Here is a 17,915-nt window from a genome sequence, read left to right on the forward strand (position 1 = left end):
TTGAATGGAGAAGTCGAAACGAGTGGTTTTGGAATAAATCCTTAGTTTTGGCACTTCAATTTAAAAACTATGGCTAAAAACAAATTATTGTGGGGAGCCGTGATGGCAATTTTTCTGGCATCGTGCGGAGCACCAAAAGTATTGACCACCCAAAAAACGGAAGCAACAAATTTTGAAGCAACAGGAAATTATTCGCAGGCATTAGCGGCCTGGGCGAGTTATTTCGATGCAACAGCAATTGAAGAGGTTGCAGGTTCGGATTTTGCTCAGGCTGCAAAAACGGCATTTAAAGCCGACAACGCTGCGCAGGCAATCAGTTGGTTCGATCAGGCGCGTTATAAAAATTATGCCGATGCCGAGATGTACCAAACGCTGGCAGCCATTTATCAGCAGCAGGATAACTTATCGAAAGAATTGTCGTCACTGGAATACATCACTGAAAATTACGGAACTGACAACGATGAAGTAAATGCACGTTTACTGGCCATTTACACCGAAATTGATGCCAACGATAAAGCACTGGCAGTTTGGGAAACAATGGATAGTGCATCGAAAAATAGTGAGGCGAACCTTGATAATTATTTTGCAGTAAATAGAGCATTGGAAAACGAAGCCGTTTGCGACAGTTTAGCTGAAGTATTACTCGAAAAAAATCCGGAGCATCTGGAGGCTTTGGAATGGAACGCCAAAAAATATTACTGGGCCGGACAAAACCGTTACGAGCGAGAGATGGCAAAATATAATGCGAACAAAACCCGCAAAAACTACAATACGCTTTTAAAAGAACTTGATTTGGTAACTGCCGATTTCAAAAAGGCTTTACCTTATTTAAATAAACTTTGGAAGCTAAATCCCGGAAAAGAATACGCCGGTTATCTGGCAAATATTTATGCCCGGTTTGGCGACGAGGACAAAACGGAATACTATAAGAACTATATGAAGTAAAAAAAATGGCTGCTAATTGATTAGCAGCCATTTTTTTTGAGGAATTACCATCCTCCGCCAAGTGCCTTGTAAAGGTTTATATTGGCTTCAAGACTTTTTTGTAAAAGCTCGGAATAATACAATTCGATATTAAAAAGAGCACGTTCAGCATCAAGCACTTCCAGGTAGCTGGTAACACCGCCATCATAGCGTTGACGCGAAAGTTCAGCCGCATTTTGCGATGCCTCCAATTGGTGACGTGTAAATTTTAGTTCATCGGCCAATGTGGTAATGTAGATCAACGCATCTTCCGTTTCCCGAAAAGCCGAAAGTACAGCTTTTTCATAGTTGTATTTCATTTGCTCGGTTACTTCCCGTTGTGCTTCAACGCGGCGTTTGTTTTTCCCGAATTGGAATATCGGTCCAAACAGATCGGCACCGGCTGAACCAATAAAAGCGTCATCCGAATTAAAATCGGCCAAGTCGGCGCTGGCAATACCCAACAGTCCTGTTAAACTGATTGATGGAAAACGCATTGCTTGAGCCACACCGATACGGGCATTTTGTGCTTTAAGCATTTGTTCCGCCTGAAGAATATCCGGGCGCCGCTCCAGTAATTCCGACGGCAATCCTGTTGGAACAGGACCAGGTAACTGAAGCTCTTCAATAGTTGTTTCAGTTATTATCGGTGCCGGATTTTGCCCGATTAAAACACTAAGTGCATTTTCAGTAAAAGCGATTGAACGCTGATAAACCGGAATCGCTGCAGCCGCAGTAGCTTCCTGTATTTGTGCCTGGTTAAGATCGATCTCCGGAACGATACCTTTCTCGAAACGTTCCCTGATAATCCGGTGCGACTCCTTTCTTGATTCAAGCGTGCTTTCTGCAATTGCCAGTCGGTTTTTATAATCGAGCAGCGTATGATACGAAATGGCTACTTGCGAAACTAAACTCAACTCCAGGGCTTGTAACCCATATTCCGAAGCCAGTAAATCAGCTTGTGCCGCTTCTGTAGCTCTACGGTATTTGCCCCAAAAGTCAAGCTCCCAATTCAGGTTTGTAGTTGCTGTAAGCGACGACATTGCCGAAAGGGCAGGAGCCTGTGTATTTCCATAAGCGAATGATGCTGAATAAGAAAACTGCGGATAAAGATCGGCTTTGGCCATGCCAAGGTAGGCACGGGCTTCGTTTATGCTTGATACAGCCATTAAACGGTCGAGGTTTTTTGCCAGTGCCGAGTCGATCAGATCGGCCAATACCGGGTCATTAAAAAGTACCTGCCAGTTTATGGTATCTGCTTCTGTCGCCTCACTATTCTGAAAACGATAATTTTCCGGAGTCTGCATCTCCACCTGCTGAAATTTCGGACCAACCATGCAGCTGCTCACAATAAGCAGCAATGTTACACTCAATAAACTGTATATTTTATTTCGTTTCATTTTCATCATCTTTAAGATTAGCTCTGTTTCTTTTTCTGTGCTGTTACCTCTTTTGCTTCGCGTTTCTTTTCATACCCGGCAATTTTTCCGATAAATACGAATAACATGGGGTAGAAGAAAACTCCGAGTAGAGTCGCCAAACTCATTCCTCCAAGTAGTGCCAGTCCCATAACTTTACGTGCTTCAGCACCTGAACCGGATGCAACTACCAATGGGAAAATTCCCAGAATAAAAGAAAAGGCAGTCATAAGAATTGGACGGAAACGTGAGCGGGCAGCTTCAATAGCCGCATCAAACAGGCTCTTTCCTTTATCAAATTCTTCTTTTGCAAACTCAACGATAAGAATCGCGTTTTTTGCAGCCATACCAATCAGCATTACAAAACTTACCTGCGCAAAAATGTTGTTCTCGAAAGTAGGACTTCCCAGGCGGCCTAACCATAGTGCGAACAAAGCACCAAAAATGGCAAATGGTGTTCCCAGCAAAATACTGAATGGTAACGACCAACTTTCGTATTGTGCAGATAAGATCAGGAATACAAAAAGCAAGGAGAAGATCATGATAACTCCCAGCGATCCGGAAGCTTGTTTTTCCTGGTACGACATGGCATTCCATTGGTAGCCCATGTCGGCAGGCAGCACTTCAGCTGCAACTTCTTCCAGCGCTTTCATTGCCTGTGCTGATGTATAACCTTGTGCAGGAGCACCGGTAACTTCCACCGCACGATATAAATTGAAACGGTTGGTGTATTCCGGCCCCGAAATTGGTTCAACTGTGGCGAGGGTAGCCAGAGGAACCATATCTCCGTTATTGTTTTTTATAAAGAAACTGTTTATGTCTTTCTCTGATACACGGTACTCGTGTTCGGCCTGAATGTATGTTTTATATAGTCGTCCGAAGCGGGTAAAGTCGTTTACATAGGCTCCACCCATAAATGCTCCAACTGTGGTATATAAATCGTTGAGCGAAACGCCCATTTTGAGTGCTTTTTCTTTATCGATATTTAAATAACGTTGCGGAACGTTAGCCTGAAAAGTGGTAAACGCATTTGCAATCTCTTCACGGGCATTGGCGGCTTGCATAAACAAGGCAGCATTTTGGGCCAGGTAATCAGGCGTGTTTCCGCCTCGGTCTTGTAGCATGATGCTAAAACCTGATCCGTTCCCTAAGCCAGGAATGGCAGGAGGACCAAAAGCAAAAACTTGTGCAGCATTTATTTCTGTGGCCAGTCGAATGTTGATCTCGCGTATAAGTTCAGCGGCTGTTTTTTCACGTTCATCCCAATTACGAAGAGCAACGAACATAAAACCGGTGTTTGTTGCCATTGCTCCTGATAACATACTAAATCCTGTAGCATTTGTAACATATTCAACTTCCGGATATTCTTCCAGAATACCTTCAATCTTTTTTGCAACAACATCCGAACGTTGCAGTGATGCAGCATCGGGCAATTGCATGTTAATAAAGAGGTAACCCATATCTTCTGCCGGAATAAAACCACCCGGAACCAATTTCCCGAAAACGGCCATTCCTACGGTAATTACCAAAATGAAAACAACACCACGTTTGAGCTTTCGGGTGAAGATATTTGTGAGCTTCATGTAACCTTCGGTTGATTTGCCCATCCATTTGTTGAACTTACCAAAAAACCATCCCAATGGACCTTTATAAGGTTTTGGTTCTTTTAGTAACAGTGATGCCAGGGCGGGACTCAGCGTAAGTGCGTTAACCGAAGAAACAATTACCGAAACCACGATCGTAATCGCAAACTGCTGATATAATCGTCCTGTAATTCCGGCCATACCTGCAACCGGAATAAACACAGCTACCAAAACTAGCGTGGTTGCCACAACCGGTGCCGATACTTTTCGCATGGCATCGAGTGTTGCTTCTTTTGTCTCCATACCGTTTGCAATATTCACCTGAACGGCTTCAACAACAACAATGGCATCGTCAACCACAATACCGATGGCAAGCACCAATCCCAGCAATGATAATACATTAATCGTAAAACCCAGGAGTGGAAAGAAAATAAAGGCTCCAACCAAGGAAACGGGAATTGCAATTGTAGGAATAAGTGTTGCCCTCCAATCCTGAATGAAGATAAACACCACAAGAATTACCAGAATCAATGCAATGATCAAGGTTTCTACAATATCATTTATACCTGCAGTAATTGCTGCGGTGGTATCCAACGAAATGTCATATTTTATTCCTTCAGGAAATGAACCTGAAAGCCGTTCAATTTCTTCACGAATCTGACTAGCCAGTTCAGTAGCATTCGAGCCCGGTGCCTGGTAAAGTGCGATTATTGAACAGGCCTCGCCATTCATTCGGGTAAAGGCGCTGTAGGTTTCTACACCTAAAGTAATCTCTGCAATATCTCTCAGTCGTACCTGCGATCCGTCGGACTGTGTACGAACTACGATCTCTCCAAATTCCTCAGGCGAGTTAAAACGCTCAGGCATACGAACGGTGTAAGTAAATTCTGTTCCCGGAGGAGATGGTTCTGCTCCGAATTTACCTCCCGGAACAACCGCATTTTGTTGGTTGATCGCATTTAATATTTCAGGAATTGTGAGTTCCATAGCTGCCAAACGGTCGGGTTTTACCCAAATACGCATGGAATAATCCGAGGCTCCGATTACATTTACACGCCCGATTCCTTTAATGCGCGCCAGCTGGTCTTTAATATTTATCAATCCGTAGTTTCCCAGAAAATCCTGGTCGTAACGACCATCAGAAGTCAATGCAATCAACATTAAAACATTGGGTAGTGACTTCTCAGTGGTAACACCAAGTTTTTTTACCGATTCCGGAAGTTTCGCCGATGCAGCCGATACACGATTCTGTGCCAATACCGTGTTCATATCCGGATCGGTTCCCACATCAAACGAAATCTGAATGTTCATGGTTCCGTCGTTCGCATTGGTCGATTTCATGTAAATCATGTTATCAACACCGTTAATTTGCTGCTCTAACGGAGTAGCCATCGATTCTTCAACAGTAAGCGCGTTGGCTCCGGTGTACGATCCACGAACCTGAACGATAGGAGGAGTGAGGTTCGGATATTGCTCAATTGGTAAACCACTGAGCATTACAAAGCCGACGATAACAATTACAATGGCGATTACCATTGCAACTATTGGCCGGTGTACAAAGAAATTTCCTTTATTATCTGACATAGCTGTGGTTTAAAGATTTGCGAACTGACTTTTAAATTCAACTGTTTCAGCCACAACCGGCATTCCATTCCGTACCTTCTGAAGACCTTCAATCAGTACTTTGTCGCCGGGTTTCAGTCCTTCTTTTATGAGCCACATATCGCCAACTTTACCACCCGAAACAATTTGTCTTGTCTCAATTTTATTATCGCTGTTAACAATAAACACTGAATATTGTCCCTGCAGTTCTTTCACACATTTTTGAGGAATCACTATCGCATTTTGATGTCGTAATGGAATTCGAACTTTTGCATATTGTCCCGGCCGAATAAGCAAATCAGGATTAGGGAAGCGTGTTTGAATAAGAATGGTTCCGGTTTTACTGTCAACTCCACGGTCGATAAAATTTATCGCCCCTTTATATTTGTGAATCGAATTATCAGCTAAAACCAATTCCAGAACGTTTGAATGTTCTTCGCTTTCCTGATACAATTGTTCGGTACCGCCTAAATAATTTACCACTTGCAAATACTGGTTCTCGGGCAAGAAAAAATCTACGTGAATTACATCAGTTTTCGATACTGTATTTAGTACTACCAGTGGCGCTTGCCCAACTAAATCACCTACTCTGGCAATCGATTTGCCAATTATCCCATTAATTGGCGAATAAACTTTTGTATATCCCAGTTGAATTTGAGCAATTTCAAGATTTGCTTCAGCCGCTTTTACCTGCGATTCTGCCGCTTCAAATTGTACCTGTGCGCCATCAAGATCGGCCTGACTAACCGCATTGCTTTCTGCCAAAGGTTTATAGCGGTTTAAATCGCTTTGTGCTTTAGCGAATTGCGATTTTGCTTCGGCCAACTGACTTTGTTTCGCCGCCACTTCTGCCTCATACGGTTGCGCATCGATTGTGTACAACAATTGACCTTTTTTTACCGGAAGTCCTTCGCTAAAATGAATGCCTTCAAGAAATCCCGCTACCCGGGCTCTTATGGAAATGTCCTGGTAGCCGTAAACCTGACCTACAAAATCAACTTTTTCAACAACATCTTTTTGAACAACATCAACTACTTTAACTTGTAGTGAAGGTGCCTGGCTTTGCTGCTTTTGTGCACATGAAACGAGCAAAGTTGCTGCAATCACAATCAATAAAATTTTCATAAAAATGGTTTTAGATAATAGTTTGCTTACAAGTTAAAACATTTCTGGTTATTATGGTTAAGTAATATCTTGGAATTTTTATTGATGGATGATTCTCATTAGCTTAAAATAGTCGGCGGAAATATAATCCGGTATTCTTCTTATGTAGCGTTGATGTTATCGATGCTGCGTTTTAATCATTGTCAGGCATTGTTCGATTAAAGGCATAAAAAAAGGTTTCTGACAGTTCAGAAACCTTTTTCGTAAATGGATTACAGATATTTATTTATCCATCAATTTATCTTTCAGAAAATTCACCATTTTAGTGTACAAGTGCATACTTGTGTTGCCACCGCGAATTCCGTGGTTACGATTGGTGTACATTGCCATATCGAACTGCACGCCTGCCTGCACCATTTTCTCCGTCATTTCATAGGTGTTTTGTGCGTGCACATTGTCGTCGGCAGTTCCGTGTACAATTAATAAATGTCCTTTTATATCTCCTGCGTGAGAAAGCGGCGAATTATCGTCGTAACCTTCCGGGTTTTCCTCCGGAGTGCGCATGAAACGCTCAGTGTAAACCGTGTCGTAAAAACGCCAGCTGGTTACCGGAGCAACTGCAATACCGGCTTTAAACAGATCGCCACCTTTTTCAAGTGTTAGCAGGGTCATAAATCCACCGTAGCTCCATCCGAAAATCGAAATATTTTCAGTGTCAACATAGGGCAGGGTGGTTAAATATTTTGCTGCTTCCACCTGGTCGTCCGATTCGTATTTTCCCAGTTGCATGTAGGTAACTTTCCGGAACTCTTCGCCACGGGCACCTGTTCCGCGGCCATCGACACAAACCACCAGAAAACCTTCCTGTGCAAGGTATTCGTTCCAACTTACGCCTCCCCACGAGTCGGTAACACTTTGCGAATTCGGACCACTGTATTGTGTCATAAAAACAGGGTATCTTTTCGATGCATCGAAATCGTTTGGTTTTAACATCCAGCCATTCAGCTCAACTCCTTCAGAAGTCGTAAAAGTGAAAAATTCCTTTTGTGGAATTTGCATGCTTTTAATAGTATTTTTCAATACCGTATTGTCTTGCAGAAAGCGTATTTGTTCGCCCTTTTTATTGTCGTGCAAAGTAATGTAATTCGGCACTTTTGCACTGCTGTAATAATTAATGTAGTATTTGAAATTAGTACTAAAAACAGCGCGGTTTGTACCTTCCAGTGTCGATAGTTTTCCTTGTTCTTCTTTATCCTGGCTAACGTAATAAACCTCGCGGCGCAAAGGCGATTCGGCCGCAGCCTGGTAGTAGTAAAGTTCTTTGTCGGCATCGTAGCCATAAAAATCGGTTACATCATAATCGCCTTCGGTAAGTTTGGCAATTTCAAAACCTTGTTTGTCGTATAAATACAAATGCGACCAACCATCGCGCTCGCTTTGTACGACAAAATTTCCATCCTCAAGATAGGTAAATGCATCCAGGAAATTCTCAGCAATGTAACGGTCGTTCTTTTCGGTTAGGAAATTTCGTGTGTCGCCGGTAAACGGATTGGCGTATAAAATATCGATTTGGTTTTGATGACGATTTAAACGCATTACAACCAATTCGTTGTCATCGGGTGTCCATTTTAAGCGCGGAACGTAAATATCTGTCTTTTCGCCAATATCAACTTTAATGGCAATTTTTGTTTTCACTTCGTACGAATAAACCTCAACTTTAGAGTTGGCCTCCCCGGCTTTCGGGTATTTAAAAGTGTATTCTCCCGGATACAATTTATTGTCGCTAAGCGTTGGTGCTGCTCCGGCATACATTGGCATTGAAAATTCCGGCACTTCAGTTTCGTCGAATCGAATGTAGGCCAGAAATTTACTGTCGGGCGACCACCAAAAAGCTTTGTTAAAACCAAATTCTTCTTCATAAACCCAGTCGGGAGCTCCGTTTATAATCTCGTTAAATTTTCCATCGCTAGTTGCTTGATGTGTGCTGCCAAATCGTAAATTCTTGATAAAAATATTATTGTCGCGTACATAGGCTATGTAATTGCCATCGGGTGAAAAAGTTGCCAGTTGCTGTGCTCCTTTATCTGAAAGTTGGGTTAGCTCTTCGGTAACCGAATTCCATACATAAAACTCTGCCGTATATGAGCGGCGGTAAATCGGCTTGCGTTCGGTTGTCAGCAATATTTTGGTTTCGTCATCACTGAATTCGTATGCCGAGAATGCCGAAATGGGGGCATCTTTTACTTTGGTAATATCAAAAAGCACTTCAACTTCTTCGCCCGTTTGATAGCTGTATTTTACAATTTGGGTTTGTTGCTCCATTGTAGTGTAATGGATTCCGTCGTTCATCGAACGCAGTCCGTAAACCGACTGTGCCCGAAAAGTACCTTTTTGTAAAATGTCTTCTAGTGTAATTTTTTGCGTCTGTTGCGCTTGTACCGTAAAAACGGTTAAAAATGTGACCAATAAAATAAGCAGTTTCTTCATGTTATCTCTTTTGTATGGTGAACAAAAATAGAAAAATGTTCATCCAATGCTCAATGACTTTTAAAGAATATCAGAAATTAAAAAGCTCGTCTCGGTGCGGCGCGAAGAAATACATTGGTCAATTTGGTTCGCGCTGCTCGTAAACATAAAAATCGATGGTCAATTTCCTTGTCGCCGTAAGGAAATATAAAAATTCATGGTTAATTTCCTTGTCGCCGCTCAGTAACATCAACTTTTACGATGATATTGGATAAAAAAAAGGATGCGATCCTTGTAGCTGTCAGTTACGGATGCATCCTTCTTCGCTTTAATCCAAATATATTTCTATTCCAAAAGTTCGTAATCGTGCATTTCTTTCATAAACGAAACAAAGTCATCTTTCTTTTCCGAATCCATCCATTGCATGGCGCTTCGTGGATGTTCGTTTAAGGCTCCGGTAATCAGGTAAGGAATGTGGTAGCCCCAGTCGATTTTTTCCTGCCATGGTTTTACATGTGTTTGAATCGCTTCAAGCAACGGAAGCAATCGGTATTTTGGGTTTTTTAGGAATGCGATGAGAATTTCGATAGGGCAGTTTCCGGCACCGCGTCCCATTCCAAGAAGTGTGGCATCAAGCATGGTAACGCCGTTAATCAGCGATGTAACGGTGTTCGACATAGCCAGTTGCATATTGTTGTGCGCATGAATTCCTAACTCTTTTCCGGGCAGTGCAGCAGCATATTTTTTTGCCAGATTCTGAATACTTTCGCAGTACAAACTACCAAAACTATCAACCACATAAATAATCGGTACGCGAGATTTCGCAAGGTCGGCCAACGCTTCGTCCAGATCGGATTCATTTACTTTCGATACAGCCATAAGGTTAATGGTAACTTCGTAACCTTTGTCCATACAATGTTCGGCCAGCCAAATGGCTTTGTCAACCTGGTGACAGTAACAGGCAACGCGCATCATGTCGATCAGGCTTTCGTTTGCCGGCGGAATATCTTCCGGAGCAATCCGGCCAATATCGGCCATTGCCGAAAGTTTTAGGTTGGTGTCGTTATCGCCAATAACACGACGCAGATCTTTGTCGTCGCAAAATTTCCACGGACCAACTTCGTCTCTCGAAAAAGCCGATTCGCTGCTTTTGTAGCCAATTTCCATGTAATCAACACCGGCCTCAACACAGCCTTTATAAACACCACGCACGAAATCGTCGCTAAACTGCCACTTGTTCATCAGCCCGCCGTCGCGAACTGTACAATCCATTACTTTTATATCTGCTTTATACATTGCTAGCTGTTTTTCAATTTTAATAAATCCATTTCGTGGTTAATGTTACTCTCCACCAAAAGCGTGTAAATCTGCTCAAAAACGTTGGCATTCAGTCCTTTCGATTCTGCCCAATCTCTGCGCTGTTGAATCACTGCATCTTTCCGTTCCTGTGCAATAATTGCGTCTTTATCGTTTTTAAAGCGAACAACGGCTTCCACATATTTATGCCGCTCGGCAAAAAGTAAAATGATATGTTCATCAATTTTGTCAATCTCAGTTCTAAGTTCTTCCAGCGATTGACAATCTTCCGGATCTTTAAACCCCATATTTCAAAAAATTATAATCTATCGATTTTTATTGCTGTCTGCCACAAAGAAATCAATAAAATGCCTACAATTCCATTAATGTATAATTAAAAATGCTCATTTAGTATTAATTTAAACAGGTTCTTGATAGAAATGTTGCAAATTGAAAGTTGCTTTCGACGTTGAATAACATTCGATAGTAGGTCACAACTTTTAGTTAATCTGGCATTTAACAGCCGAGTGTTGAAAAAACGTTACAATTGCCTAACATGCAGGGGCTCGATTCTTTCTAGTATCAATGTATTGATTATCTTTGCCGCGCAAAAGTAATTTAGGTTTGCAGAGGAAGATTTTTAATATGAAAACTTCTGACTGTATTTGAATTACACGATTAAAAATAACAGATAGATTTCAATAGCAATTTTGAGACAAAAAATAGTAACAGTAAAATGATAAAAATTACACTTCCTGACAACAGTGTACGTGAGTTTGCGGAGCCTGTTAGTGGTTTAGAGATTGCCAAATCGATCTCGAACCGCCTGGCAAAGGATGTGCTGTCGATTTCGGTTGATGGCGAAGTATGGGATTTATCGCGGAAAATTGACCACGATGCCAAAATAAAACTGCACACGTGGGACGACAGAGAAGGAAAAGAAACATTCTGGCATTCATCAGCTCACTTAATGGCTGAAGCCATTGAAGCTTTTTATCCGGGTACCAAATTTGGTATTGGTCCAACTGTTGATACGGGATTTTATTACGATATCGATCTTCCAGAAGGAAAAGTGCTTTCGGAAAAAGACCTGCAAAAAATCGAGCAAAAAATGCTTGAGCTGGCACGTCAGAAAAACGACATTGTTCGCTCTGATATTTCGAAAGACGATGCTTTGGCGATGTTCACCGATAAGAACGATGAGTTGAAGCAGGAGCTGATCAGCGAACTGGAAGATGGAACGATAACCTTGTACAACCAGGGAAATTTTACTGATTTATGCCGTGGGCCACACTTGCCAAACACCAGCTACATAAAAGCCATTAAATTAACGGCTATTGCAGGTGCTTACTGGCGTGGCGACGAAAAAAATAAAATGCTTACCCGTGTTTACGGTGTTACTTTCCCGAAAGCAAAAATGCTGGAAGAATACCTCGTATTACTGGAAGAAGCAAAAAAACGCGACCACCGAAAAATCGGTAAGGAAATGCAATTGTTCACCTTTTCTGAATCGGTTGGACAAGGTTTGCCGTTGTGGTTGCCCAAAGGAGCACAGTTGCGCGAGCAGCTGGAGAACTTCCTGAAAAAGGTACAAAAGAAATACGGTTACGAGCAGGTAATTACACCGCATATTGGCGATGTGAAGTTGTACAAAACTTCCGGTCACTTTCAAAAATACGGAAAGGACTCGTTTCAGCCGATTACCACTCCTGCAGAAGGAGAGGAGTACCTGTTGAAACCGATGAACTGTCCACACCACTGCGAGATTTATAAAGCGTGGCCACGTTCGTATAAAGATCTGCCGGTTAGAATGGCAGAATTCGGAACGGTTTACCGCTACGAAATGAGTGGTGAGTTGCACGGTTTGACACGTGTTCGTGGCTTTACTCAGGACGATGCACACCTTTTCTGCCGTCCTGACCAGGTAAAAGACGAATTCAAGAAGGTAATCGATATTATCTTCATCATTTTCAAAGCATTGAGTTTTGAAAATTATACTGCACAGATTTCGTTACGCGACCCGAATAAACCTGAAAAGTATATCGGATCGCCTGAAAATTGGGATAAAGCAGAACAAGCGATTATTGAGGCTTGTGAGGAAAAAGGATTGAATACGGTAACCGAACTTGGTGAAGCTGCATTCTATGGTCCAAAGCTTGATTTTATGATTAAGGATGCACTGGGACGTAGCTGGCAGCTGGGAACTGTTCAGGTAGACTACAACCTGCCCGAACGTTTTGAACTGGAATACATTGGCTCCGACGACAACCGTCACCGCCCGGTAATGATTCACCGCGCACCGTTCGGATCGATGGAACGTTTTGTGGCTGTGTTAATTGAGCACACCGCAGGTAAGTTCCCATTGTGGCTTACACCAGAGCAAGTGGTAATATTACCTATTAGCGAAAAGTATAACGATTATGCTAAAAAAGTTTCAAATTCTCTAAATATTTCCGATATTCGCACCGTCGTTGACGATCGTAACGAAAAGATTGGTAGGAAGATACGAGACAACGAATTGAAACGAATTCCTTATTTGCTGATTGTTGGAGAAAAAGAAGCAGAGTCGGATTCAGTTGCTGTACGCCGACAAGGCGAAGGCGACAAAGGAACGATGACAACACAGGAGTTCGCTGAATTTATAAATAAAGAAGTAAGAGATCAATTATCAGGATTGTATAACTAACTTAAGGAGGAACGCATTATAGCTATTAAAAGAAGAGGTCCGAGAAGAAAATTCCAGCCACGTAGAGAGCAGGAACCACAACACCGGATAAATCACAAGATCAGGGTGCCACAAGTACGTTTAGTGGGTGATAACATCGAAGAACAAGGTGTTTACCCCTTACGTGATGCACTAAAATTAGCAGACGAGATGGAGTTGGATTTGGTAGAAATTTCACCAAAAGCCGATCCGCCGGTTTGTAAGATTATTGATTATTCGAAGTTTCTTTATCAGCAGAAAAAGAAACAAAAGGAGATGAAAGCAAAAACCACAAAAGTTGTGGTAAAAGAAATACGTTTTGGTCCGCAAACTGATGAGCATGACTTCCAGTTTAAACTGAAACATGCTGAAAAATTCCTTCAGGACGGGGCAAAAGTAAAAGCGTTTGTATTCTTTAAAGGACGTTCGATCTTATTTAAAGACCAGGGCGAAATTCTATTGCTGAGACTGGCAACAGAATTAGAAGAATGGGGAACGGTAGAGCAATTGCCAAAATTGGAAGGAAAGAGAATGACAATGTTTATTTCACCTAAAAAGAAATAAGTTTCGGTAACGAAGCTTGTTTCATGGTGTTAAACCATATATAATAAAGTTCTTTGATAACATTTTAATTAGTAGGAATTATGCCAAAAATGAAAACGAACTCCGGTGCTAAAAAACGTTTTAGATTAACCGGAAGTGGTAAAATTAAAAGGAAGCACGCCTACAAAAGTCACATTTTGACTAAAAAAAGTACAAAACGTAAGCGTAATTTGACTTATTGGACAACAATCGATAAGACAAACGAAAGCAACGTTAAACTTTTGTTGTGCATGAAGTAATCCGTCGGTTGACGGATTGATCTTTATTAAACCTTTTAATTGAGAGAGGTAAAAAAAGTTAAAAACCAGATAATTGTGCTTTAAAGTATTTCCGTCGGTTGACGGAGAGCGCCGATTATCAAAAAAGTAAAAAGTATGCCAAGAAGTGTAAATCATGTAGCATCACGTGCCCGAAGAAAAAAATTACTGAAAAAAACTAGAGGTTATTTCGGTTCACGTAGTAACGTTTGGACGGTTGCAAAAAATACCTGGGAAAAAGGTCAACAGTTTGCGTACCGCGATAGAAAAGCGAAAAAAAGAACATTCCGTGCATTGTGGATTCAGCGTATTAACGCTGCAGCACGATTGGAAGGAATGTCGTATTCACAATTCATGGGATTGTTGAAAAAGAACGACATTGAAATTAACAGGAAAGTACTAGCCGATTTGGCTATGAACCAACCTGAGGCGTTCAAAGCAATCGTAGAAAAAGTAAAATAAAGACTTTATTATTTAGGTGAAATACATTGTAAGTCCTGACGGTTTCGTCAGGACTTTTTTTATGCCCTGAAATTTGCTTAAGTTTTAGAACGAACCCTATTTATTGTGCCAGTTCGTATAGTAATTTCACATTTGGATCAATGATAATATCTTTAATTCCAGAAGTTGTATTTGCCTGAAATTGCTGCGTTCTTTTTGTTTTGTCAACCATTACAGTAAGCAGGTCCACCGATCCATCTTCGTAAAGAACATTCATTTCCAGCGGAAAACTGAAAAGTTGTTTACCTCCTTGTTGAATTAGAATTTGCTGATCGTCTATTTGTTTTCCAGTGGTTTCTGTGCCCCACGAAACTTTAATAATCGGATGGCCGGCGTTCCACAACCACTGATTAAAAAAACGATCAAGGTCTTTACCCGAAACAGATTCCATAACCGATTGAAAATCTTTCGTTAGCGCGGTTTTGTTCCTGTAATCGTGATAATATTTCTGCAATCCTTTGAAGAAAGTGTCATCGCCTAATTTATTTCGCAGCATGTGTAAAAACCAGGCGGCTTTTTCGTACGAATTGGCATTTAAAAGTCGGGTATATTCCTGTACAGTTGTATCGATAATCGGTGCATATTTCTGTTTTGAAAAACCTATAACCCGTTCTCTATCTTGTTTTAGTCCTACTTTAAATTGTTCGTCGCCATAAAAGTGCTGTACATAAAGGTGGGTAAGATAGGTGGCAAATCCTTCGCTGAGCCACACATGATGCCAGTTTTGCTCGGTAACAGAATTCCCAAACCACTGGTGAGCCACTTCGTGTGCAAACAACTGCTCCGGGATACGATCGCTTATGGCCGAATTCTCGAAATAAAAAATACAGCTGGCATTTTCCATGCCGCCGTAACGCGTTTTTGATTGTACATGAGCCAGTTTCTCATAGGAGTAGGGACCAATCAATTCGGAAAAGTATTCAAGCGCTTTTGTGCCGTATTGGTAATTTAGAAATCCTTTTGTTTTATTCTCTTCAAATACCCATGAACTTACAGGAATTCCCTGAAACTCTTGATTGTTTCCAACAGCAAAATCGGCCGCGCCAATTACCATTAGTTTGGTCGAAAGCGGAACATCCTCTTTCCAGTGGGTGAATTCCATTGAATTTTCAAGTTCTTTTTTCTCGACAAGCGAACCGTTAGCAATAACCTCGTAATGCGCCGGAGCATAAACCAGAAATTCTAAAGTGGCTTTATCCGAAGGGTGATCGACACATGGAAGCCAGTTCTGTGCACGATCGGGCCAGTTATCGCCAAAAAATGTACGATCTCCGTAGCGATTCTCTGATATAATCAACCCATCGGCTGGAATACCGGAATAGGCAACTGTGAAATCGATTACGTCGCCCGTTTGTGCTTGTTCGTTTAAATGGATACCAAGTTTATTGTGAGCCTGATTAAATTCAAGCTCATTACCATCCTTTTTTACCGAATGAACCAACATGCCGTTGTCTCCTGTGTTATCAACTAAATCGAGCGTGATATCGTTGCTCGGTTGAAGAAATTTAGTTGAAATAGTAGCAAAACCTTCAATATGGTTTGTGGTATCGTTTAAATGGATTTCAAACTTGTAGTGTTGTACATCAATTTTTTCAAAACGCGATTGATGGTTTTGGGCAGATGAAAAAACAAAGCTGCTTAAAAAGAGCAGCAGAAAGCTAAATTTTGTACTATTCATTGTAACGTAAGTTGACTCCGGATTTATTTATTGTGACTTTTTATTAATGCGTAGGTAGCAAACGATGCCAGCCAGTGTGCGCCGGCATATTCGCCGGAATCCATTTTTTCGTAACTGTAGTTGAAATGGGCGTCAGCAAAATCAATCAATTGCTGGTTCTGTAAGGCGTATCCCATTTCGTATAAGCACCAGGCACGGCTAAAGTTTAACCCATCGAGGTGGGCGAGTTTGCCATCGCTGCGATCGGTAACTTTTGCTATCTCAAGGAACTTTTCAGGATGTTTTTCAAACTTAGGAAGAAACTTTTTTAGCCACTCATTAAACTCTTTTTCGGGTAATACTTTTAGCATTATCGAAGCTTCCTGCAGGCAAGGCGAAAGAAAATCGAAACCGCCGGGTTCCCAGGTAAGTGGGCAATCACAATCAGTAATGTAATACTCTTTTGCTTTTCGTTCAATTTGAATGGCCAGTTCTGTATCATATTTTTTTGCCCAATCGTAGGCAAACGACATCCCGAATGCAATGTTGCTGTGTTCGCCAATTCGGATAGGGTAATTCAGTTTGTCCAAAAATTCGCCAAATTTATCCGACAGCAGATCAACTAGTGGCGACAGGTTTGCCTGTAATTCCAGTGCAACCGGATCATTCCATTCGCGCAAGGCTTCGTCGAGTTTTAGCAACCAGGCCCAGCCATAAGTGCGTTCGTAAGTGGTGTTGTGCTCATCGTCGAAATAAGCAACTTCCTGGAGAATGTTTTCTTCGGTAATATTTTTCTTTAGCTTTTTAATGATCTCATTGCGGTACTTAAAATCCGGGAATTCAGTTAGTATTTTTACCAGTGTCCAGTGCCCGTGCACCGACGAGTGCCAGTCGAAACAGCCATAAAAAGCCGGGTGCATAACACGCGGAGGCTGCAGGTAACTGTCGTCGCCCAAAACATGCCCGGTTTTATTCGGGTATTCCTGATCGATACATTCGTAGGCAAAATGATAAAGGTATTCGGCTTTCTTTTCATCGAAGCTGAGTTTTGACGTTTGCGCCGAAAGCAGACTGGTCATAAATAAAAATATTAGGGAAAACTGTAATTTCATTATTCATCAAATTTTTGATCTCATGAAATTAAAAACAATTCTCAATAACCATTAACAATTGCGGTATTTATCGTTTAAACCGATGTTATTATTAATCATCGGGATGATCTTATTCAATCTCGACAGTCTGGTTTTTGCCTGTTTTGCATGTGCGATATAATCAGCAAATTCGCGTTGTTTGCCAGGCGAAAATTCCTGAAATGAAAGCTTTAGGTGATTGTCCCGATTAAGTGCTTCTTCTAATTCGGGCGGAATAATTAGCTTTTTATTGCGGTTGATCTTGACTCTCTTATTTTGCTTTTCATTAGAAATGGCTTCGTTTGCATAGGCAATAATCAATTCTGCGTCAATATCGTCAACCGACAAAAAACGCCACTGTCGCAATGCTTTTGTTTTATCGTTCTGCGCATTAATAAGCACTTTTGCTTCGTCTTTTAACAGCGCACCCTGAAAGAACCAAATAGCCGCGTAGTCTTTAAAAACTCCCAGCCCGATTACATTCTTCCCATTAATGGTGTAACACGGCGCTCCCCATTTTATGGTTTCCGAAAGTTCTGTAGAAGTTAGCAAATCATGCAGTACCATTAAAATATCCTGCCTTGATTGGGCATTCAGAATATATTCGTCAACTGTTCGTGCACTCGGCATA

Annotated in this window: 14 protein-coding genes; 5 read left to right on the forward strand and 9 right to left on the reverse strand. The window is 41.5% G+C overall.

Translation table 11 applies throughout. From position 1 onward, the window contains the following. The first annotated feature begins 69 nt into the window (after nt 1–69). The gene (locus QZ576_RS01735) at nt 70–945 is read left to right on the forward strand and encodes a hypothetical protein (protein WP_297093667.1); all 876 of its coding nucleotides are present in this window, start codon (nt 70–72) and stop codon (nt 943–945) included. Nucleotides 946–989: 44 nt separating this feature from the next. Here QZ576_RS01735 and QZ576_RS01740 read toward each other — a convergent pair whose 3' ends face one another. The 6 genes from QZ576_RS01740 to QZ576_RS01765 form a co-directional block, all read right to left on the reverse strand. Then, nucleotides 990–2,363 carry an efflux transporter outer membrane subunit gene (locus QZ576_RS01740; RefSeq protein ID WP_297093668.1) on the reverse strand — a complete coding sequence of 458 codons (1,374 nt, stop codon included), beginning with the start codon at nt 2,361–2,363 and terminating at the stop codon, nt 990–992. A gap of 17 nt (nt 2,364–2,380) precedes the next feature. Further along, the gene (locus tag QZ576_RS01745) at nt 2,381–5,548 is read right to left on the reverse strand and encodes an efflux RND transporter permease subunit (protein ID WP_297093669.1); all 3,168 of its coding nucleotides are present in this window, start codon (nt 5,546–5,548) and stop codon (nt 2,381–2,383) included. Nucleotides 5,549–5,557: 9 nt separating this feature from the next. Further along, on the reverse strand, nt 5,558–6,691 hold the full coding sequence (locus QZ576_RS01750; protein WP_297093670.1) for an efflux RND transporter periplasmic adaptor subunit: 1,134 nt from the start codon (nt 6,689–6,691) through the stop codon (nt 5,558–5,560). Between the two features lie 261 nt (nt 6,692–6,952). Then, a complete protein-coding gene (locus tag QZ576_RS01755) occupies nt 6,953–9,157 on the reverse strand; it encodes a S9 family peptidase (protein ID WP_297093671.1) in 2,205 nt (734 codons plus the stop codon). 324 nt (nt 9,158–9,481) lie between these two features. Further along, on the reverse strand, nt 9,482–10,432 hold the full coding sequence (locus tag QZ576_RS01760) for an aldolase catalytic domain-containing protein (protein ID WP_297093672.1): 951 nt from the start codon (nt 10,430–10,432) through the stop codon (nt 9,482–9,484). Between the two features lie 2 nt (nt 10,433–10,434). Continuing rightward, nucleotides 10,435–10,740, reverse strand: coding sequence for a chorismate mutase (locus tag QZ576_RS01765; protein ID WP_297093673.1), 306 nt, complete (start codon nt 10,738–10,740; stop codon nt 10,435–10,437). A gap of 428 nt (nt 10,741–11,168) precedes the next feature. Here QZ576_RS01765 and thrS point away from each other — a divergent pair, with 428 nt between their 5' ends. From thrS to rplT, 4 genes are all read left to right on the forward strand, one after another. After that, on the forward strand, nt 11,169–13,118 hold the full coding sequence (gene thrS, locus QZ576_RS01770; protein WP_297093674.1) for a threonine--tRNA ligase: 1,950 nt from the start codon (nt 11,169–11,171) through the stop codon (nt 13,116–13,118). A 24-nt stretch (nt 13,119–13,142) separates the two neighbouring features. Next, nucleotides 13,143–13,700, forward strand: a complete 558-nt coding sequence (gene infC, locus QZ576_RS01775) for a translation initiation factor IF-3 (protein WP_297093780.1) — start codon at nt 13,143–13,145, stop codon at nt 13,698–13,700. Nucleotides 13,701–13,780: 80 nt separating this feature from the next. After that, nucleotides 13,781–13,978 carry a 50S ribosomal protein L35 gene (gene rpmI / locus QZ576_RS01780; RefSeq protein WP_038562273.1) on the forward strand — a complete coding sequence of 66 codons (198 nt, stop codon included), beginning with the start codon at nt 13,781–13,783 and terminating at the stop codon, nt 13,976–13,978. Nucleotides 13,979–14,113: 135 nt separating this feature from the next. Continuing rightward, the gene (gene rplT / locus QZ576_RS01785; protein WP_045033027.1) at nt 14,114–14,458 is read left to right on the forward strand and encodes a 50S ribosomal protein L20; all 345 of its coding nucleotides are present in this window, start codon (nt 14,114–14,116) and stop codon (nt 14,456–14,458) included. A 100-nt stretch (nt 14,459–14,558) separates the two neighbouring features. Here the strand turns inward: rplT and QZ576_RS01790 are convergent, their stop codons facing one another. The 3 genes from QZ576_RS01790 to QZ576_RS01800 form a co-directional block, all read right to left on the reverse strand. Further along, entirely contained in the window at nt 14,559–16,175 is a 1,617-nt protein-coding gene (locus QZ576_RS01790) for a M1 family metallopeptidase (RefSeq protein ID WP_297093675.1), read from the reverse strand. A 23-nt stretch (nt 16,176–16,198) separates the two neighbouring features. Beyond that, nucleotides 16,199–17,233, reverse strand: coding sequence for a DUF2891 domain-containing protein (locus QZ576_RS01795; protein ID WP_297093676.1), 1,035 nt, complete (start codon nt 17,231–17,233; stop codon nt 16,199–16,201). Between the two features lie 84 nt (nt 17,234–17,317). Further along, nucleotides 17,318–17,914 (reverse strand): DUF1801 domain-containing protein, encoded by a 597-nt coding sequence (locus QZ576_RS01800; protein WP_297093677.1) that lies wholly within the window; start codon nt 17,912–17,914, stop codon nt 17,318–17,320. Nucleotide 17,915 lies beyond the last annotated feature (1 nt).

The sequence above is a fragment of the uncultured Draconibacterium sp. genome (assembly GCF_913060805.1).
GTDB lineage: Bacteria > Bacteroidota > Bacteroidia > Bacteroidales > Prolixibacteraceae > Draconibacterium.